16 protein-coding genes and 1 pseudogene are annotated in these 19,530 nt (G+C 52.0%); 5 read left to right on the top strand and 12 right to left on the bottom strand.

Annotation, left to right across the window (positions count from 1 at the left end):
- Positions 1 to 46 precede the first annotated feature (46 nt).
- Positions 47 to 448 (bottom strand): discoidin domain-containing protein, encoded by a 402-nt coding sequence (locus NYE70_RS03995; protein WP_341047505.1) that lies wholly within the window; start codon positions 446 to 448, stop codon positions 47 to 49.
- A pseudogene (locus tag NYE70_RS03990) lies at positions 446 to 1,702 on the bottom strand (glycosyl hydrolase family 8); the annotation flags it as partial. The gene NYE70_RS03995 and the pseudogene NYE70_RS03990, both read right to left, overlap by 3 nt.
- 267 nt (positions 1,703 to 1,969) lie before the next feature.
- On the opposite strand from NYE70_RS03990, the gene NYE70_RS03985 reads away from it, so the two are divergent.
- Positions 1,970 to 2,152: a hypothetical protein gene (locus tag NYE70_RS03985; RefSeq protein ID WP_211024140.1), complete on the top strand. Its 183-nt coding sequence runs from the start codon at positions 1,970 to 1,972 to the stop codon at positions 2,150 to 2,152.
- A gap of 142 nt (positions 2,153 to 2,294) precedes the next feature.
- Positions 2,295 to 3,155, top strand: a complete 861-nt coding sequence (locus NYE70_RS03980; RefSeq protein WP_341045064.1) for an SDR family oxidoreductase — start codon at positions 2,295 to 2,297, stop codon at positions 3,153 to 3,155.
- A gap of 10 nt (positions 3,156 to 3,165) precedes the next feature.
- Here NYE70_RS03980 and NYE70_RS03975 read toward each other — a convergent pair whose 3' ends face one another.
- From NYE70_RS03975 to NYE70_RS03930, 10 genes are all read right to left on the bottom strand, one after another.
- On the bottom strand, positions 3,166 to 3,843 hold the full coding sequence (locus NYE70_RS03975) for a succinylglutamate desuccinylase/aspartoacylase family protein (RefSeq protein WP_341045062.1): 678 nt from the start codon (positions 3,841 to 3,843) through the stop codon (positions 3,166 to 3,168).
- A gap of 155 nt (positions 3,844 to 3,998) precedes the next feature.
- The gene (locus NYE70_RS03970; protein WP_341045061.1) at positions 3,999 to 4,655 is read right to left on the bottom strand and encodes a phosphatase PAP2 family protein; all 657 of its coding nucleotides are present in this window, start codon (positions 4,653 to 4,655) and stop codon (positions 3,999 to 4,001) included.
- A gap of 164 nt (positions 4,656 to 4,819) precedes the next feature.
- Complete coding sequence (locus NYE70_RS03965) at positions 4,820 to 6,073, bottom strand: MFS transporter (RefSeq protein WP_341045060.1); 1,254 nt, start codon at positions 6,071 to 6,073, stop codon at positions 4,820 to 4,822.
- 21 nt (positions 6,074 to 6,094) lie between these two features.
- Positions 6,095 to 6,556 (bottom strand): MarR family winged helix-turn-helix transcriptional regulator, encoded by a 462-nt coding sequence (locus tag NYE70_RS03960; protein WP_211024125.1) that lies wholly within the window; start codon positions 6,554 to 6,556, stop codon positions 6,095 to 6,097.
- A gap of 167 nt (positions 6,557 to 6,723) precedes the next feature.
- A complete protein-coding gene (locus NYE70_RS03955; RefSeq protein WP_211024123.1) occupies positions 6,724 to 7,140 on the bottom strand; it encodes a PaaI family thioesterase in 417 nt (138 codons plus the stop codon).
- 60 nt (positions 7,141 to 7,200) lie between these two features.
- On the bottom strand, positions 7,201 to 8,910 hold the full coding sequence (locus NYE70_RS03950) for an AMP-binding protein (RefSeq protein ID WP_341045059.1): 1,710 nt from the start codon (positions 8,908 to 8,910) through the stop codon (positions 7,201 to 7,203).
- Between the two features lie 28 nt (positions 8,911 to 8,938).
- Positions 8,939 to 10,729 (bottom strand): acyl-CoA dehydrogenase family protein, encoded by a 1,791-nt coding sequence (locus NYE70_RS03945; protein ID WP_445323741.1) that lies wholly within the window; start codon positions 10,727 to 10,729, stop codon positions 8,939 to 8,941.
- 59 nt (positions 10,730 to 10,788) lie between these two features.
- Complete coding sequence (locus tag NYE70_RS03940; protein ID WP_341045058.1) at positions 10,789 to 11,970, bottom strand: acetyl-CoA C-acetyltransferase; 1,182 nt, start codon at positions 11,968 to 11,970, stop codon at positions 10,789 to 10,791.
- A 24-nt stretch (positions 11,971 to 11,994) separates the two neighbouring features.
- Entirely contained in the window at positions 11,995 to 14,391 is a 2,397-nt protein-coding gene (locus NYE70_RS03935) for a 3-hydroxyacyl-CoA dehydrogenase/enoyl-CoA hydratase family protein (protein WP_341045057.1), read from the bottom strand.
- 38 nt (positions 14,392 to 14,429) lie between these two features.
- Positions 14,430 to 16,574 (bottom strand): (Fe-S)-binding protein, encoded by a 2,145-nt coding sequence (locus tag NYE70_RS03930; protein WP_341045056.1) that lies wholly within the window; start codon positions 16,572 to 16,574, stop codon positions 14,430 to 14,432.
- Between the two features lie 182 nt (positions 16,575 to 16,756).
- Between NYE70_RS03930 and NYE70_RS03925 the strand changes: the two genes are divergently transcribed.
- Genes NYE70_RS03925 through NYE70_RS03915 form a run of 3 tightly spaced genes read left to right on the top strand, consistent with a single transcriptional unit; the run spans position 16,757 to position 19,166 of the window.
- Positions 16,757 to 17,338 (top strand): TetR/AcrR family transcriptional regulator, encoded by a 582-nt coding sequence (locus NYE70_RS03925; protein WP_290408163.1) that lies wholly within the window; start codon positions 16,757 to 16,759, stop codon positions 17,336 to 17,338.
- Between the two features lie 43 nt (positions 17,339 to 17,381).
- Positions 17,382 to 18,149 carry an electron transfer flavoprotein subunit beta/FixA family protein gene (locus NYE70_RS03920; protein ID WP_290408164.1) on the top strand — a complete coding sequence of 256 codons (768 nt, stop codon included), beginning with the start codon at positions 17,382 to 17,384 and terminating at the stop codon, positions 18,147 to 18,149.
- Between the two features lie 42 nt (positions 18,150 to 18,191).
- The gene (locus NYE70_RS03915; protein ID WP_290408165.1) at positions 18,192 to 19,166 is read left to right on the top strand and encodes an electron transfer flavoprotein subunit alpha/FixB family protein; all 975 of its coding nucleotides are present in this window, start codon (positions 18,192 to 18,194) and stop codon (positions 19,164 to 19,166) included.
- The last annotated feature ends 364 nt before the right edge of the window (positions 19,167 to 19,530 follow it).

Here is a 19,530-nt window from a genome sequence, read left to right as displayed (position 1 = left end):
ACTGGACACACTCCAGACCCGGCTTGTTTTGATGTTGCCTGTTATTTTATGGTGAAGACGTCCCCCCGTATATTTCAAATTCATAAAGCGAGTAACCGTAGGGCGTTCCTCTTTCCAAGCCTAACATCCTTACATAACGGGCGTTCTGTGGCGAAAAACGGATCTCATCCACTCCCCCATTACCATCTGTCGTTGAATTTACATCCGTCCATTGGACCGGGGTACCGCTCGAATCTGTCGAGACCTGTATCTTATATTGCTTGGCGTATGCGGCTTCCCACTTCAGCGTCACACCGGAGATGCTTTGCACACTCCCGAGGTCAACGTAAATCCATTCCGGATCGCTTCCTTCATCGCTGGCCCAACGCGACATCAGATTTCCGTCAAAAGCCTTGTTAGCTTCAAAATCCGAGCCTTCGATCGAGCTGGATACGGCCGTTTTGTTCAAAGCGAGGTTTACAGCCGGCTGCTCTGCCTGCCCCTCCGGCACCCACCAGTTGCCTGAGATAAATAACAAATTTAACAAATTATAAGTATCGCTAAAATAGTCCTCGCGCTTGTTCTTCATCCAGTCCCAACCGGCGTTAATCCAGGCCTGATTAGCACTGTCGGCGGTTCCGGCCGAAATAAAGGGCGCTACGAACACGGCAGTTGCATAATCGCCAATGGCGGTGCCTTTCAAATTGTAGCCGTTCTTGATATTGGCCGGCGAGCCGTTGGCCTCTGTCTTGATCCAGCCGGTTATCTTATCTGCAGCGGCTTTACCTCTCGGATCCCCGTAAAAGGCGTAGTCCATCACTACTCTTAACGGAAAACGGCTGGCGTTATAATAATATTGATTCGTTTCCTTAAATTCATCCAGATACCATTCAGGGGCCGGTTTCGGCGGATTGCCTACCACAAAATCGGATACCAGCCCGGTTGTCGGCGAATAGGCGGCTGTGAACTGATCATATACCGAATATAAATTGTCGATGACCTGGATCCATCCCGCATCTCCGGTCACCTCATAAAATGCTCGAAAATGACTCAACATCCAATCGGAGGGTCTGGTATTCAAAGCATCCTTGGCATCCCAGTCGCCAAGATTAAGTCTGTTGTTCGTAGTAACATAGCTTACTTTGATACCGTCATTGATCATTTTTCGGGCTTCATCCAAATAATTAACGGCCCCATCCGAGCCCCACTGCTGATGAGCCAGAATTAATGAATAGGCAATATCAAGATCGCCGTCGGTAGCCGAACCGAAATGGCCTTGGGCTTTAGGACTGTCAGCGACAACCCAACCCATCAGATGGGGATTGCCCGAACTCTTGTAAGCGCGTGCAGTTTTAAACAAACCGTTGTAAATATTCTGTGCATTGGGGTCATGGCCGGCCATCAAAACCGTTATGATCATGCCGTACCCTTGACCTTCGGAGGATCCCAGCGCTTTGAAGCCCTCCGGATCTCCGGTAATATCTCCCTTGACATAATATCCTCCGGGGAGTGAGGACAAATCATGCTTCAAATACGTGGCCTTCCAGTAATCGTAATAATCGGAGACAGATTTGTTCATCGCATTTTGAGTAACATGGCTCGGTTTGATCATTCCGGGGTAATCGACTTGCTGAGGAAAAGGTTTACTTATTCCGGCGGCGTACGAGGTCTGTGCTGGGATCCCAAAACCCGCGGGGAGCAGGAACGCAAGCGCAAGAAGCATCTTCAGCACCTTCGGCTTTCCATGGCGGATTGGGAGCGCCTTTGTCCTTGTTAAATCCATGATCATTCCTCCTTAAGTAGTAAATAAATGAACTACGCTAGCGGAAGATGTCTTAGCAAGGATGTCCTATAAAGGCATCATATTACAATTTCGGGTAAATATAAACCACTTGAGCTCCACGTCTGTACAGAATGTTTGTAAATAGCGGTAACGGGTAACTATAAATAAGGAATTACCACAGAACAGTCACAGAAGGAGGACATTAACATGCCACATCAAGATAATCAATCTTTTCAAGATGAAGCAGAACTGCGGAATAAACCGGATCATGAAGGGGATTCCCTTGCTGAAAAGAAAAAAATGGAGAACGGCGTAGATATCGAGCCCGAGGCCGACGAATGGGTTGCCAAACCGGTAGCCTTTACTGAATCGGACAGTAAAAAAGAATAGATTGCAAATCACAACCGCCCGGAATACCGGGCGGTTTTTTACTTTGCTGTTAAACGAAACGAACCGGAAGGGCTAAAACCTGCCTTAGTCGAATAATTGATTAATGAATAGTAAATTCTTTTATGAAACGGAGAGGATAAGCATGGGGGTGTTTGCGGACGATTTGCTGCAGGACAAGGTTGTTTTGATCACCGGCGGAGGAACCGGCCTCGGGCGGGCCATGGGCAGCAGATTTCTGGAATTAGGAACGAAACTCGCCATATGCGGCCGGCGTGAGGATATCCTAATTCAAACAGCGGAAGACCTTGGAACGGAACATAATGAGATATTCTATAAAAGTTGCGATGTAAGAGATCCCGACCAGGTTCAAGCCCTTGTGGCTGCCGTAGAGGAACGATTCGGCCGCATCGATGTGCTCGTCAATAATGCAGCAGGAAACTTTATCAGCCCTACGGAACGTTTGTCCCATCGTGCCGTAGACGCCGTACTGGGCATCGTGCTTCACGGCACATTTTACATGACGCTCGAAGTCGGAAAGAGCTGGATCGGCCGTCAGCAATCCGGAACGATGCTGAATATTGTGACCACTTATGCCAACACAGGGTCGGGATACGTTGTCCCTTCCGCTGCAGCGAAGGCCGGCGTTCTGGCATTAACCCGCTCCCTCGCCGTTGAATGGGCACCTTATGGAATTCGGCAAGTGGCGATCGCCCCGGGCCCGTTTCCGACGGATGGGGCCTCCTCTCGCCTCTCTCCTACACCGGCTCTGGAAGAAAAAATGATGTCTCGCCTCCCTCTTGGTCGAACCGGGTCACCGGAGGAACTGGCGGACTTGGCCGCATTCCTCGTTTCGGATGCCGCCAGCTATATCAACGGTGAAGTCGTTACCATAGATGGCGGGGAATGGCTGCGCGGTGCCGGCCAGTTTAACGATCTTTCTTCCGTCAGCCAGGAAGAGTGGGATCGTCTCGCAGAATTGACCCGTAAGGGAAACAAAAAATAAAGCAGGCTTGCTACAGCAAGCCTGCCTTCCTTAGAAAACCTTTAACTAAATAAATTTGATAGCGGACCCGATCCGCTTTAGCTAAACTCCAGCAAGTTTCTACCGTCACAGCCCGAGCTTTTAACAACCGGGCTGCCGCTGTGCGGGACGAGCCCGGCAGTTCATGTAACCGGAGATTAAAATGATGAGACTTCTTGGAAATCGTGCGATTTATGTCTTTAATCAAGCGCCGGGCTTGGGGAATACTGCGATTACCGGGGTTGGTAATCAGCGTTTGTCCGAGACTGCTGGCGCGAATCTGGGATAATCCGTTTGCTTCGTGTAAATCCAGATACCAGGTCGGCCCGATGCGTACCGCCAGTTGATAAAGGGCAGAAGACAATGGATGGCCGGCCTTTTTACCGGATCGGCGGGGAAACGTCCGGTTCAAATCGGGAATCCCGCGAATTCTTTGGCGGTACGCGGTTTGATGAACGACCGGGACGATCACCAGCCTCCCTTTTTTGAGCGCTAATTCTTGGGAAAACAGTCTGTCAACCAGTTGTTTCGCAGCCTGTATGCTTGCCGTTTCGTTCCCGTGAATCCCGGCTACCACCATCACCGTCGGCCCCTTCCTTTGGGACTGGAAATCATAATAAGGAGTAGCGTAAGACGACCCGGATGCCAACCACTTTTTCTGAATCGGCATGAACCTCGCCCCCTCTTTTTTAAAACCCCCTTTATTTATCTTCGTTTAATATCGTATTCCGTTTTGAGTAACACAGCTTGGACCTCTACCCGGTTCTCCGGAGATATTTCTCCGATGGCCGTTCTGTATACATGTCAGTTACATCTCAGGATTTATTATTGAACTATATAGCGTTTATACAACCAAATGCAGCATGAAAGCCAGAAGCCTCCGGCAAAGTACGCTCCAAGCACATCGCTCGGGTAATGAACGCCTAGATATATTCTGCTTAGGCCAATTGCGACAATGAACACCGTGCTTAGCAACAGGAGCACAAACCGTCTTCTTCTGACGGGAAGATGCCGCCAAAGCAAATAGGCGAGTGTGCCGTAAAGACAAAATGCGGCCATGGAATGTCCGCTGGGAAAACTGTACCCGGTTACTTCAATCAAACGGTGAAACGTAGGACGTTCCCGGATAAAACTGATTTTAAGCAAGCTATTTAGTACCGAAGAACCGAACATCACGCAGCAAAGTAGCAACAGTTCTCTGCGATGCCCCATCACTCCGTATAAAAAAGCCATGGCAACGATAGTAAGGACGGCCACCGAAGTTCCATTACCGATGCTGGTGAAAAACTCCATGACTCCGGTAAGCCCCGGTGCTTCCCTTCCTTGAACGAAATCGATCACGGTCCGGTCAAACCGGCTAATCCGGCCGCTTTGTACCGCAGCGGCGATAAGGATAAAAGCCACTGCACAAATCGTCCCGGTAATTGTAGTAATCGGCACTGGGCGGCTGGATTTTTCCTGCCGGTCATCATACTGAAACATGTTGTCTCTAAATCCTCTCTGCCTTATGTAGACAAGTATTCGTCTCTTAGAGTATAACCCCTGGAAAATCCCTTTACCAAATTTAGTCCCCGCTCTTAACTCCTGCTGAATAGCACCGTCAACATAAAAAAGGCTCACGGTGGCATAGCACCGCAGCCTTATAGTCACATCTTAGCCGAGACGGAGGAATCTCCGAGGGTCTCGGAGGATAAAATTTCCTCCTCCGGCAATCCCTTATTCTTGAAACGGGAAACCAGGTAAATCGTCAAATATAATACGATAAACAGCACCATAAAACCCGCGGAATATCGGTACATTTCAGCGTAATTCGTAACCGAAGCAATGGCACCAAGTAGGATCGCGCCGATCGCCACACCGAAATCGGTAGAGTTATAAAACATACTGTTGGCCGCCCCATATTGATCCGGGGAAGAAGTGCGCAGCATCCAAGCCTGAATCGTCGGCTGAATCGCTCCAAATCCAAGCCCGTACAACAATGCCGACACGATCAATAACGGCAGCGACGTTGCGAAGGACAACACCGTCATGCTGGCCACCACGAGCAGCGCTGCGGGAAGTAATACGGCCGCATGTCCTCTGCGGTCAAACACCCGGCCGGAAATCGGACGGATAATAATGATGGTGACCGCATTAAACAGGAAGAACAGACCTACCTGCTCCAGATGGACGAATTCTCCGAACAGTGCGATAAAGCTGAGCAGCCCGCTATATGTAATAGACAAGACTACATTAAGCAATGCCGGAAAAATCAGCTTACGATTGAAACGCCCCCGTTCCGCCTGCTTGACTTCCCCGCCGCTCGGTTCAATCCGAGGAGCTGCCGGTAGCGAGCGAGTCAGTAAGAGGATCGGAATAATTAAAACAACAGTTACCGTCCCGATCACGGTAAGCGTGCCGAAACTCGACTGTTTCATCACATTCAAACCGATCATCGGTCCGACGGACATCGCCAGGCTGGTAGACAAGCCGAAATACCCGATTCCTTCACCCATACGGCGAAGCGGAATGATTTGCGAAACTAGGGTCGGAAGAATTGTGCTGGCAATTCCGAACCCGATACCATATCCTGCTCGCATAACTAATAGCGTGCCCACGGATCCGGCGAACACATAGATGCCGGTTGTAACGGCCGCAATCACCAGACCGGCAAACAGCAGTGCATTACGGGATATTTTTCTCAGTAAAGCCGCAGTCATAAAACGTGTAACGATGGCAGAAAGAGCAAATACGCTTGTTACCAGACTTACCTGCAAATCGCCGGCTTGAAATTCATTTTTAACGTAGGCCGGGAATGACGATAATAACATCTGTAGATTTAAAAATAATAAAAACGCACAAAGCGTTAATGAAATAAACGATTTTGTCCATAAGATTCCCTGTTGTTCTTCTTGATGCATATTTTCTCTCCTATCTCCTGTCTATTCCTTCTCGTTAGTATCTATTATTTGTGTGACATGTTCATTGATCCGCAATAGAAATTCCGTAAGCAGGGCATACTCTTCGGAAGACAAACAGCGTTTGACCTCTTCCGTTACTCCCTCCTCGATGGGTAATGTTTCGCGAATCAGTTCCTTTCCCCGTTCTGTGCTGTAAACAAGGAAAGATCTTCGGTCCTGCAGGCCCGTTTGTTTGTACACCAGACCTTTGCTTTCCAGATGATCCAGAATGCGTGTCGTGGTCGGCTTATCCTTTCCGGTCCGCGCCGCAATTTCGCGCTGAATCATTCCTTCGGAACGGTCAATCTGATGCAGAACCGACCATTGTTCAGGCGTAATGTCATGTTCTTTCAATCTTTTTTGCAATAGAGTCGCTATTTTTCTGTAAGTGACACCCATAATAAACCCAATGGCCAAATTTCCGCTTTGGTCTTGTGTAGTCATTTGAATGTTCCTTTCACTCTTGAATAATAGTTGCATAGACAACTATATAAAAGACAACTATATTTGTCAAGTTGTCTTGCAACGTGTAAAACCCGCCCAGGCTGTATCCCGGGCGGGCTAATAAGGAAGTCGTCATGCTGTTTAGGTAAAATAAGTTTAATGTCAGGTTAGGTAACCCGAAAAGTCCCTGTACCGAACGCACAGAGCGTGCCATCCTCCAGTCTGGAGAACGCCTGAGCGGTAATTGACTTGCGAGAAGAATGAAGCAGCTCGGCGGTAGTCGTGATGCGCCCTTGCCCGGCTTTGGCAACATAGTTCATATTGAGATTTGTGGTGACCACGCTTGCCTCCGGCTTGGCAATCATGGCCAGCATGCCCATAGCCGAATCGATCACTGAAGCATACACTCCGCCATGAACAATGCCGATCAAATTCAAATGATGACGCTGGATTTCAAACGACACGACAACCTGCCGGTCATTTACCGTTTCGATCGTGCATCCGAGTACGTCCCAGAATGTGCCTGCCGCCGCCCGATTCCACTCCTCCCATTTCGGGTGCCTCCGAAATGAATCCGCTTCCATGATTTTGTCCTCCTCGCCGCTTGTCATCTACGTCGTCACGTCTAAACTGTTTTGCTTGCCTCATCCTTTATCGAAATTCACGCTGTCCTGTTCGCTATTGTTTCGTGCAGCTTCTTCTTCGATCAACTTCCGGCGCAGCACTTTACCGGCCAGCGTCTTGGGAAGACTATCCCTGAATTCGTATACCCTCGGGACCTTATAGGCGGCGAGCTTCTCCTTGCACCATTGCTTCAGTTCATCCGCATCCGGCACCGCTCCAGCCCTAGGCACAATATATGCCTTCACCGTCTCGCCCCGATAAGGGTCAAAAATTCCGGCAACGATTGCTTCCTCCACATCGGGATGCTCGAAAAGTACCTCCTCCACCTCCCGGGGATAAATGTTGTAACCACCCGCGATAATGAGGTCTTTTCTTCGGTCCAAAATATAGAAATACCCGTCTTCATCCATTCTCCCCAGGTCCCCGGTCAACAGCCAGCCGTCCTTTAGGCATTTGTAGGTTTCCTCGGGCTGATTCCAGTATCCCTTCATCACCTGAGGACCCTTGACCGCAAGCTCCCCGATTTCCCCGAGGGGAACTTCTTCAAGGGTATCCGGCTGAACGATTTTAGCGTCGGTATCTGGAAAAGGAATGCCGATCGAGCCGGTCTTTCGTTTCTCCCAAATGTTATTGGCATGCGTCACCGGGGACGCCTCCGTTAGCCCGTAGCCTTCGATCAGCTTGCCTCCGGTAATCGTCTCGAATCGGGTCTGAACTTCCAGGGGCAGCGAAGCTGCCCCGCTGATGCAGACATTGATTGAAGATAAATCATAACTCCCAATCGCCTGATGATTGATAATCGCCACATACATGGTCGGCGCTCCGGGGAACACCGTCGGCTTCTTTTTATGGATCGTCTGAAGCACCTGGTTAATCTCAAACCGGGGAACGAGAATCAGCGTTCCGCCGAGGGCGACGGCCTGGTTCAACAATACAGTCAAACCGAATACGTGAAAAAACGGCAGCGCGGCCATATACCGTTCCATACCTTGCCTGGAGCGATAGAACCACAGCTTGGTTTGCAGGGTATTGGCGACCAGATTGGAATGGGTCAGCATGACCCCTTTCGCAAACCCGGTCGTTCCTCCGGTATATTGCAGCAGTGCAAGGTCTGTATCCGCGCTCACCAGTACCTGAACCGGATCACCCGAAGATTGCTTCAGCAATTCCTTAAAAGATAGTACTTGCTCGTTGTAAGTCACGTGCGCGGCCATGCCGTCTTTTTTGGCTTTGATCGGATACAGCAAGTTTTTCGGAAACGGCAGCGCATCTTGAATGGAAGTCACAAGGATAAATTCCATGGGCTTAGTGCCCATCGAGTTCTGCACCCTTTGGACAAGCGCGTCCAAGGTAACGATCAGGCGAGCTCCCGAGTCCGTCAATTGGTGCTCCAGCTCCCGAGGCATGTACAGAGGATTGGTCATCACAACGATGCCGCCGATCAGAAGCGTACCATAGTAGGCGATGACCGCCTGCGGACAATTTGGAAGCATAATCGCTACACGGTCCCCCTTGTTAATCCCGAGGCGCTGCAGCGTTCGGGCAAACCGATAACTTTTTTCCAACAGCTCGGCATACGTCATTTTTTTCCCCAGAAAATCAAGCGCATGCACCTGTGGATAGCGTTCTGCTGTTTGAATAAGAAACTGGGCTAAATTTTGCTTCGGATAATTATAGGTCGGTGGTACTTCGACAGGATAATGTCTTAACCATGGCTTGTTGAACAACATCGCCTTACCTCCCATCCGATCAGCTTCATTACACCACGTACTTCTCCGCCTCAATAACTTTGGATGCAATTTGGCGTTTCAGTTCAAGCGTATTTACGGCGGAGCGTTTCGTCAACTTTTTAAGCACGGATAGCTGCGTGCGGAGCACATCACCGGACTCCATGGCCGCAAGCACCTCTTTTGCCCAGGTCTCGATCCGGCCAAACTGCTCCTGGACAAACGCTACCGTCATAGCGATTGCGAGCCCGGCCTTGTCTTCTCCGGAACGGTCGATACATTTTTTGGTTCGGGAGAGAGCGCTTTCCATCGCAAAAATCGAAATCATGATATCCGCCAAATGGCTCAAAATTTCCTGCTCCTGCTCCAGCTTCAACTGGTATTTTTGCACCGCTTGAGCTCCGGTCATCAGGAAGATCTTTTTCGCCATGGCAAGGAGATGTGTCTCCGGCTCTAACGTCCCTCCGAACTCCTGCGTCGGCATAGGCTCCATCAATTCCGCCTGAAGCTTCATCGCTTTTTGCATCAGAGGCAGCTCGCCCTTCATCGCCCGTTTGACCAGCGTTCCCGGAATGAGCAGCCGGTTGATTTCATTCGTTCCTTCAAAAATCCGGTTAATCCGCGAATCGCGGTAAATCCGTTCAATCGGGTACTCTTGAATGAAGCCGTAACCGCCGTGAATCTGTACACCTTCATCCGCAACGAAATCTAGTGCCTCGGACCCGAAAACCTTGTTGATAGAGCATTCCAACTGGTATTCAGCAATCGCTTTGGCGGACTGGTAACCGACATCCGCGCTGCCATGGTCCACTTCGGCCAGACTAATATCAAACAGCCCGGCAGTCCGGTAGACCATGCTCTCCAGTACAAAGGTGCGGATATTCATCTCTGCCAGCTTTTTACCGATGAGCGGAAAGGATGAGATTTTACGGCCGAATTGACTCCGTTCATTAGCATATGCGGAACTGAGCTCGATGGCATCCTTCGCCGCGCCAACACACCCGGCAGCCAGTTTGAAACGCCCGATGTTCAGAATGTTGAACGCGATCAAATGACCTTTGCCTACTTCCCACAGCAGATTCTCTACCGGCACCTTAACATCCTCAAGGATCAACGGACAGGTGGACGAGCCCTTGATGCCCATTTTCTTCTCTTCCGGTCCGATACTGACGCCGTCCATTTCCCGCTCCACGATGAATGTGCTGAAATCCTTGCCGTCGACCTTGGCATACACGATAAAAATATCAGCAAACCCCGCATTTGTGATAAATTGCTTCGTGCCGTTCAGCACATAATGCGAACCGTCTTCCGACAGCTTCGCCGTCGTTTTGGCGCCGAGCGCATCCGACCCGGAGGACGGTTCCGTCAGGCAGTAGGCGGCGATTTTCTCGCCGGTGGCCAGCAGCGGCAAATATTTTTGTTTCTGGGCTTCGGTGCCGAAATAAACGATCGGCAGTGTCCCGATGCCGACATGTGCGCCAAAGGAGAGCGCAAAGGATGAAGCCTTCGTCAGCTTTTCATTAATCAGCGTCGTGCTCACTTTATCCAGCCCCATGCCCCCGTAGGCTTCGGGAACATCAGCTCCAAGCAAACCCAGCTCACCGGCTTTGTTCAAGAGCTCCACCGTCAGCTTGTAATCCAGCTTTTCGACCTCTTCATCGCGGGAAGCGACCTCGCCTTCCACAAACTGCTCCGTCGTTTCCGCGATCATCCGCTGCTCTTCGGTAAAATCCTCCGGCGTCACGATCCCCCGGTAGTCCACATCTTCAATGACAAAGCTGCCGCCCAGTACTTTGCTTTTGCTTATCGTCTCATGACTCACTTGCGATCCTCTCCTTTGGTTTGAATTTCCCTGCTAACGAACCTCACTGTGCTTCATCCCTATGCATGAACCTCGAACACGCCAGCCGCGCCCATTCCTCCCCCGATGCACATGGACACCACGCCGTATCCGCCTCCACGGCGGCGAAGCTCGTTGATCAGCGTGGCGGTGAGTTTGGTTCCGGTGCAGCCGAGCGGATGGCCAAGGGCAATCGCTCCGCCGTTGGCATTGACTTTGTCTTCGTCGATGCCGAGCTCGCGGATGATGTGCAGGCACTGCGACGCGAAGGCCTCGTTAATTTCGAAAAGCGAGACGTCGTCCAGGCTGATGCCTGCCATCTTGAGCGCCTTCGGAATCGCCTTCACCGGGCCGACGCCCATCAATTCCGGCTCTACGCCGGCCAAAGCAAAGGAGCGAAACGTCGCGAGCGGCTTCAAGCCGAGCTGGTCGGCGCGCTCGCGGCTCATGAGGGCAACCACGGCCGCACCGTCGCTCATCTGCGACGTATTCCCTGCCGTTACTGTGCCGCCGGCTTTAAAGCCGGGCTTCAGCTTCGCTAAAGCTTCAAGTGTCGTATCCGTCCTAACACCCTCATCGGTATCGAAAACGACTGTGTTCCGCACCAGTTTTCCGCTGTCCCCAATTTGGGAAAGCTCCGCCTGAATCGGAACGATCTCTTCTTTAAACCTCCCCTCGGCAATCGCCTTCGCCGCTTTCATATGCGAGCGGAATGCGAATTCATCCTGATCTTCGCGGGAGATGCCAAACTTCTCCGCCACCCGTTCGGCCGTATGTCCCATGGCCATATACACTTCCGGCATCTCATCCACAATTCTCGGATTCGGTGATACCTTGAACCCGGTCATCGGGACATGGCTCATGCTTTCGACGCCTCCGGCGATCATTACTTCCGCATGGCCGAGCATGATCCGCTCCGCAGCAGAGGCGATCGCTTGCAGACCGGAGGAGCAAAACCGGTTGATCGTAATTGCGGGAACCGTCACCGGAAATCCGGCATACAGCGACATGATACGGGCAAAATTAAGCCCCTGCTCACCTTCAGGCATCGCGCAGCCGATGATGATATCATCCACATCCTCTTTATTCAGCCCCGGCGCCCGTTCAACGACGGCTTCCAACACAGCTTTCCCGAGATCGTCGGCACGAGTCTGTGCCAAACTGCCCCGCTTGGCCTTGCCCACCGCCGTTCGTGCCATAGACACAATCACTGCTTCTTTCATAAACTCACCCTCCCTTTCCTTTTTCTAATTCCGCAGCGGTTTGCCTTTGGTGAGCATGTGCTGCATCCGTTGTCTTGTTTTCGGCTCGCCGCATAAGCTCAGGAATGCTTCCCGCTCCAAGTCCAGCATGTGCTGCTCCGTTACCCAAGAGCCGGGCGGAACATCTCCTCCCGCCAGCACATGGGCCAGCTTGTTGGCGATCAGCAGATCATGGTCACTGATATATCCGCTCTCCCTCATGCCCAGCGCTCCCAACCGCAAAACCGCTTTGCCTTCCTTACCGACTACACGCAGCTTCGTTTCGGCAATCGGTTCGTATCCCGATGACGCCATGCGAAGAACCGCCTGTTTCGCTTCATAAATCGTATGGTCGGGATTCAGCACGACCCGGTCCGACGGTCGTAAGTAGCCCAACTTCTTCGCATCATGTCCGCTAGTCGATACTTTCGCCGTTCCGACCGTTTCGAAGATCCGGTTAATGTATGGCTGCAGATCCGCTTCAGGCAGCCCGGCCTGTTGACTGGCCCGCAGGGCAAGCTCCTTGCAGCCGCCCCCGGCGGGAATGAGACCGACGCCGACCTCCACCAATCCATAGTAGGTTTCAGCAGAGGCAATCACCTGATCGGCGGGCATACAAGCCTCCACACCTCCGCCCAACGTCATTCGATGCGGTGCGGCTACTACCGGTTTCTCAAAGCGTTTCAGGCGGTACATCGTGTTCTGGAACAGGCGGATAATATCATCCACTTCATCCCATTCCTCATCCTGCGCTTCCATCAGCAGCAGCATCAGATTGGCCCCGACACAGAAGTTTTTGCCTTGATTGGCGATGACCAACCCGTTAAAATTACTGCGAACCTCCTCTACACTCTGCGAGATCATCGCCAAAATATCCCCGCCGATCGCATTGTTCGGTGAATGGAATTCCAAACAGGCCACGCCGTCGCCGAGATCGATCAGGCTTGCTCCGCTGTTTCCCTTCACCACCCGGTTTTGCGCTTTCAGGTCCCGAAGCGAGATGACTTCCGGCGGCTGTTCCACCTGTTTATAACGCCCATCCGATACATGGAACAGCTTACCGTCTTCTTTCTTATAAAAAGAGGTGTTTCCCTCCGCGATCCAGTCTTTCACCCAAGCCGGAACCGTCATCCCCTCGGCTTCCATCCTGGATACGGACTTGACCAGCCCGATCGCATCCCAGGTTTCAAACGGACCGAGTTCCCAGTTGAATCCCCATTTCATCGCTTCGTCGATTTCCCGCACGGTATCTGCGATTTCACCCCGTTTTTCGGCGGCATAGATGAGCACCTGCTTCAAAATGCTCCATGCTAAATCCGAATACCGGTCGCCTCCGGCCAACAGCGCAGCAGTTTTGGCCTTGGCGCCTTTCGCCAGCTTGGCGGCCTCCAGCGACCCTGAAGCCGCCTTCCCCTGCGGCCGGTACTCCATACTTTGCAAATCCAGAGCCAGGATTTGGCTGCCTTCCGGCCCCTTGACCTTCTTGTAAAAGCCCTGGCCGGATTTTTCGCCCAATCTGCCCTGCGCCACCATCTGCTTCAGCACCTCGGGCGCCTCAAACACGGATTTCTCCGATTCATTCGAAACGTTCGAAAACACATTGTCCGCCACATGAAGGAAGGTATCGAGCCCGACCAAATCCAGAGTGCGGAACGTTGCGCTCTTGGGCCGTCCCATTGCGGGTCCGGTGACTGCGTCCACTTCCTCTACCGTGTAACCTTTTCGTATCATCTCGCTAAGGGTAACGAGCAAGCCGTAAGTACCGATCCGGTTGGCGATGAAATTCGGCGTATCTTTGGCCAGTACGACCGTTTTTCCCAGCGTACGCTCGCAAAACCCGCTTAAGTCCGCTACCAGCCCGGCATCCGTCGTTTCACCGGGGATGATCTCAAGCAGTTTCATGTACCGGGGAGGGTTGAAGAAGTGAGTGCCTAGGAAATGCTTCCGGAACTCCGGAGACCTTTCTTCCGCCATCGCATTAACGGAAATCCCGGAGGTATTCGTACTGACGATCATTCCTGGCGACCAATACTGCTCCACTTTGGCCAGGAGTTCTTTTTTCACCCCCAAATTCTCAACGACCACCTCAATGACCCAATCGACTTCCTTAATCTGCGACAAATGATCCTCCAGATTGCCCGGGGTAATACGCTCGGCAAAATCGTTATCATAGAGCGGAGCAGGCTTACTTTTCGCCATTCCTTTGATCGCCGAAACCGCCAGCCGGTTGCGCACACTCGGGTGCTCCAGTGTATACCCCTTAGCGGCTTCCGCCTCGGTCAACTCGGTCGGGACCCTATCCAGCAGCAAGCAGGGAATGCCTGCGTTGGCAAGTACGGCGGCGATTCCCGAGCCCATGATTCCGGAGCCGATAACGGCCGCTTTGCGAATTGGTTTATTCATATTCCGAACCCTCCATTTCACTTGTTCATCTCATATAGCTAGAACACCGACATCTCCAACAACTCGGCGATATCCCGGGCCTGGACCTGATCTTCGACCTCCTTCATCTTGGTGCCGTCCTCCAGCATGGTCAGACAATAAGGGCAGGCGCTGCTAATCACCGTCGGCTTTACCTCCAGCGCTTGCTCCGTGCGGGCCAGGTTGACGCGCTTGCCGCCCGTCTCCTCCATCCACATCATCCCGCCCCCGGCTCCGCAGCACATCGCATTCTCCCGGGCACGTTCCATCTCGACGAGTTCCACGCCCGGGATCGCTTTGAGCACATTCCGGGGCTGGTCATAAACATCGTTGTAGCGACCCAAATAACATGAATCATGATAAGTGATCCGCTCCTTCACTTCATGCTTGGGCGTCAGTCTGCCTTCCGTGATCAACCGGTCCAGCAGCTGCGAATGATGCCATACCTCCACGCCTTCCAAACCAAACTCCGGGTACTCATTTTTGAACGTATTAAAAGTATGCGGGCAAGCGGTAACGATTTTCCGGACCCCATATTTCCGGAAAGTCTCAATATTCTCCAGGCAAAGCTGCTGGAACAGCAGCTCATTGCCCATGCGGCGCGGCGTGTCCCCCGAGTTTTTCTCCTCGTTCCCGAGAATCGCGAAGCTTACGCCGGACTCTTTGAGCAGGCGGGCAAACGCCCGCGACACTTTGCGGCTGCGCAGATCATAAGAGCCCATCGAACCGACGAAGAACAAATACTCAAACTCCGGATTCTCCTTGACGGTCGGCACGGTGATCCCTTCCACTTCCCCCGTCCATTTGGCCCGGTCGTTGCGGCTGATACCCCAAGGATTACCCTGTCGCTCGATGTTGGTAAGCGCCCGCTGGCCTTCCTGCGGCACGCTGCCCTGCATCAGGACGAGATGACGGCGCAGGTCGATAATTTTGTCCACATGTTCATTGCCGACAGGGCACTGGTCTTCGCAATTGCGGCAGGTCGTGCAGGACCAGATCTCCTCCTCCGTCATTACGTCGCCGATCAGCTCCAGACTCACGGGATCTGCACCTTGCTCCCGCTTCCCCCATGTTTCCTTTTGCCAATTCAGTGTTGGCCGGATATCCGTAATCCCCACGGAATCATTCCAATTCACTCCGGGAGTCATTTCCCCCGTCATTCCATGCGTGGACAGCCCTCCCGGCGCGAACGCAAACTCCGGTGCCCAAGGCGATTTTTCCGTGATAGCGGTGCCTTTTTCGGTCAAATGATCCCGCAGCTTGGTGATCAGATGCATCGGAGACAGCGCCTTACCGGTGTTCGAGGCCGGACAAACATTCGTACAGCGACCGCATTCTACGCAGGCATAGAAATCCAGCATCTGTTTCTGTGTGAATTCTTCGATTTTCCCGGCGCCGAAGCTTTCCGCTTCTTCATCCTCCAGATCGAGGGATTTCAATCGGCCGACCGGCTCCCTGCGCCGCAAACCGATATTGATAGGAGCCGTAATAAGATGAAAATGCTTCGACTGAGGTACATAAACAAGAAAGGAGAGCAAAATCAGGAGATGCAGCCACCAGAACACGTAGAATAAAATTTTCGCCGCCAAGGCCGAAAGGCCGGAGAACGCTGCTGCTATAAGTGAGGAAGCCGGAGCCAATGCCGAAGGTTCCAGATCGAGCCATAGACGCTCGAAGCCCAGCGACAAAACCACCGAGAACATAAGCGAGTATATGAAGAAAACGACCAGACTGGGTTTCCAGCCTCTTTTCAAACGAGGGAGCTTCTCGCCGTAACGACGGTACGCCGCATAACCCATAGCGATCAGAATCAGCAGAACCGTCAGTTCCTGCAGCAATCCGAATACGTCATAGGCCGGGAGCGGCAGATGCCCTCCCTCCGTCAATCCTTTTACGATCAAATCGATCGCTCCGAACTGCAAAATGATGAATCCGTAAAAAATGACGAAGTGCATGATTCCGCTTTTGCGGTCCTTCAACAATTTCTTTTGCCCGAACACCTGAGCCAGAAATTCGCTCCAACCCCCTTTAAGACGTTGCCTGAAATCCGAGGGCTGCCCAAGTTTTAAATAAAGGTAGCGATGATAGACGACCCTGCAGAACAAATAAATGCCCCAGCCCGTTACCGCCAAAAACAATGCCAAATTGATGATCTGCCACACCATCCCTGCCCCCACCCTTCTTCAAGACTAGTTAGAATTTCTTTAGTCCAAGCCTAGGTAAGCGTTTACAACGTGATTTTTAAAAATGGCGCTTCTATTGACAAAGCGCTTGGGTTCCCCTAAGATTAAGAAAAATGAATGAGTATTCATTCAGTTGACTTAAATTTTAGCATTGAGGTGTCGTCATGACAAGTAGGAAACAGGAAAAATTTGAAATGATTTTGGACGCCGCCGAAAAAGTCATTGCGGAGAACGGGTTTCACGGGTCCCAGGTATCCAAAATCGCCAAGGAGGCCGGAGTCGCGGACGGTACGATTTATTTATATTTCAAGAAGAAGGAAGATATCCTCATCTCCCTGTTCGAGGACCGATTGGGGAAACTGGTCGCCCTCTTCAACGCCAACATTCAGGAATCGAATACGGCGGCCGAAGCGCTTCACAAAGTGTGTGAAATCCACTTCACCCAGCTCGAGCAAAATGTGGACCTGGCTTATGTGACTCAAATCGAGCTGCGCCAGAGCTCCCTGGAACTGCGCAAGGCGATCGGCTTGTCGGTAAAGCCCTATATTCAGTTGATCGAGCATATTTTAAAAAGGGGGATGGAAGAACAGTCGTTCCGCGCTGATTTGGATACGAAGCTGACTCGCCAGCTCATCTTCGGGGCCATGGACGAGGTCGTCACTTCCTGGCTCATCTCGGGACGGAAGTATTCCTTGTCCGCTCAGGTTGACGGAACGGTGGATTTTTTTCTGAGAGGTTTACGGTAAAAGGTTGTCTCAATAATGATCATTTTGAGAGGAGACGTGCCTGATGAACATTTACGTAATTCTGAAGCAGACCTTTGATACGGAGGAAAGAATCGTTATTCAAAACGGTGAGATTCTTGATGACGGTGTGAAGTACATTATTAATCCGTACGACGAGTATGCCGTGGAAGAAGCTCTTCGGCTAAAAGAACAGCATGGCGCTACCGTGATCGTCGTATCCGTAGGACCGGATCGGACCGCCGAGGCGCTGCGAACCGCACTGGCGATGGGCGCCGATGAGGCGGTGCTGATCTCTGACCCGTCGATCCGGACCGATGAGTCCGGTATCGCCGCCCTGCTCGCCTCCTACTTCGAAAGCCAAAGCTATGACCTTATTCTCGGCGGCTACTTCTCCGTCGACAACGGCGCGGGACAGGTCGCTGTCCGGTTGGCCCAGCTGCTGGACATTCCTCATGCTTCCGCGATCGTGAAGCTGGATGTATCCGGCGGGCAGGCCGTCGCCGTCCGTGACGCGGAAGGTGACAGCGAAACCGTTGAAATCTCCCTTCCTGCGCTGTTCACTGCCCAACAGGGCCTGAATGAGCCGCGGTATCCCTCCCTGCCCGGCATCATGAAAGCCAAGAAAAAGCCGTTTCAACAACTCGGCTTGAACGAGCTTGGCATCGATGCGGAATCCATCGTCTCCAAGACCGAACGGATCGAGCTTTTCAACCCGCCGGAGCGCAAAGCGGGGATCATTTTGCAAGGCGGATTGGCCGAACAAGCTGCTGAGCTGGTTCGACTGTTGAAGACCGAAGCGAAGGTTCTATAGCTGATGAAAGCGTCAACGTCTACTTATTGAGGAGGGATATTCATGAGTAAAACGTTTATGGTCGTAGCGGAAACGCGTGACGGAAAATTGCGCCAGGTTTCTTTGGAAGCGCTTCAGGCCGCGGAATTGGCAAAAGAAGACGGCGATCAAGTGACCGCCGTTCTGCTCGGATATGAACTTATAGGACCCGCGGAAGAGCTGGCCCGTTGTTTTCAAGGACGGGTTCTCGTTGTGGATCACCCGGATTTAAAGTCCTATTTGGCGGAAACCTATATTTCCGCGCTCTCTCAAGTCTTGAGCTCCATAACCCCTGACTTGGTTCTGTTCGGTCATACGACCGTTGGCCGCGACCTCGCCCCGCAAGTCGCTTCCCGCCTCCAGGCCGGTCAGATCTCCGATGTAACGGCGATCGAAAATTCTGGCGGCGATATCATTTATACTCGCCCGGTCTATGCGGGTAAAGCCTTCGAGAAGAAGCGGCTCATTGGAGGATCCGGCATTATTACCCTGCGCCCCAACAACATTCCGCCCGCCGGACCGGCTTCCTCCCCGGCTGAAATCACCGCTTTCGATTATGCACCTGCGTCTTCCCTGCGCTCGGTGATCAAGGATGTCGTCCGTAAAGCGACGGGCAAAATCGATTTGACCGAGGCCAAGGTCGTCATCTCCGGCGGTCGCGGCGTCAAGAGCGCTGAAGGCTTTAAGCCGCTCGAAGAGCTGGCCGAGGTGCTGCAAGGAGCTGTCGGCGCATCCCGCGGCGCCTGCGATGCTGGCTACTGCGATTACGCCCTCCAAATCGGGCAAACCGGAAAGGTTGTGACGCCCGAAATTTATATTGCCTGCGGGATTAGCGGCGCTATTCAGCACCTCGCCGGCATGAGCCAGTCACGCGTTATTATCGCGATTAACAAAGACCCGGAGGCGCCGATCTTTAAAGTTGCCGATTATGGCATCGTCGGCGATCTGTTCGAAGTTGTTCCTCTTTTAACCCAGGAATTCAAACAGGCCCTGGCTTGATTTCTTAAATAAATACACTATGGGGAATTTTTCATACCCGGCATTATTCCCAGAAACCTGGTCATCCAGGTTTTCTTTTTTTTCCCGAGGCGGTACGTCATCCTCCGCTCCCTGCATTCATTCCTGACCTGGGCGATACTGACTTTCGGATTATGAAATGTCTTCAATTCCAGTTCTCTTCTGTAAAATTCTTCGTAACTCAACTTGCCCCTCTCCCTTCCTACTCCATCGCTGTTCCGCTATGATATTTGTTACCATTATCTGCTATGAAATCAGGAAGAAAAAGTGTACACTATGTAAAACGCGTTTCCCCTTTTAACGTGCAAAGGCCGATGACGCAAGGAAAAATGACAGTTGGACATTG

Source organism: Paenibacillus sp. FSL R5-0407 (assembly GCF_038009185.1).
Classification (GTDB): domain Bacteria; phylum Bacillota; class Bacilli; order Paenibacillales; family Paenibacillaceae; genus Fontibacillus; species Fontibacillus vini.
This window is presented reverse-complemented; position numbering and strand designations above follow the sequence as displayed.

Bases quoted from the DNA above. Each gene is read 5' to 3' on its own strand.
- NYE70_RS03950 (WP_341045059.1), bottom strand. From the start codon at position 8,910: ATGTTGTTCAACAAGCCATGGTTAAGACATTATCCTGTCGAAGTACCA.
- NYE70_RS03930 (WP_341045056.1), bottom strand. From the start codon at position 16,574: ATGGTGTGGCAGATCATCAATTTGGCATTGTTTTTGGCGGTAACGGGC.
- NYE70_RS03915 (WP_290408165.1), top strand. From the start codon at position 18,192: ATGAGTAAAACGTTTATGGTCGTAGCGGAAACGCGTGACGGAAAATTG.
- NYE70_RS03920 (WP_290408164.1), top strand. From the start codon at position 17,382: ATGAACATTTACGTAATTCTGAAGCAGACCTTTGATACGGAGGAAAGA.
- NYE70_RS03955 (WP_211024123.1), bottom strand. From the start codon at position 7,140: ATGGAAGCGGATTCATTTCGGAGGCACCCGAAATGGGAGGAGTGGAAT.
- NYE70_RS03940 (WP_341045058.1), bottom strand. From the start codon at position 11,970: ATGAAAGAAGCAGTGATTGTGTCTATGGCACGAACGGCGGTGGGCAAG.
- NYE70_RS03925 (WP_290408163.1), top strand. From the start codon at position 16,757: ATGACAAGTAGGAAACAGGAAAAATTTGAAATGATTTTGGACGCCGCC.
- NYE70_RS03935 (WP_341045057.1), bottom strand. From the start codon at position 14,391: ATGAATAAACCAATTCGCAAAGCGGCCGTTATCGGCTCCGGAATCATG.
- NYE70_RS03970 (WP_341045061.1), bottom strand. From the start codon at position 4,655: ATGTTTCAGTATGATGACCGGCAGGAAAAATCCAGCCGCCCAGTGCCG.
- NYE70_RS03980 (WP_341045064.1), top strand. From the start codon at position 2,295: ATGGGGGTGTTTGCGGACGATTTGCTGCAGGACAAGGTTGTTTTGATC.
- NYE70_RS03960 (WP_211024125.1), bottom strand. From the start codon at position 6,556: ATGACTACACAAGACCAAAGCGGAAATTTGGCCATTGGGTTTATTATG.
- NYE70_RS03985 (WP_211024140.1), top strand. From the start codon at position 1,970: ATGCCACATCAAGATAATCAATCTTTTCAAGATGAAGCAGAACTGCGG.
- NYE70_RS03965 (WP_341045060.1), bottom strand. From the start codon at position 6,073: ATGCATCAAGAAGAACAACAGGGAATCTTATGGACAAAATCGTTTATT.
- NYE70_RS03975 (WP_341045062.1), bottom strand. From the start codon at position 3,843: ATGCCGATTCAGAAAAAGTGGTTGGCATCCGGGTCGTCTTACGCTACT.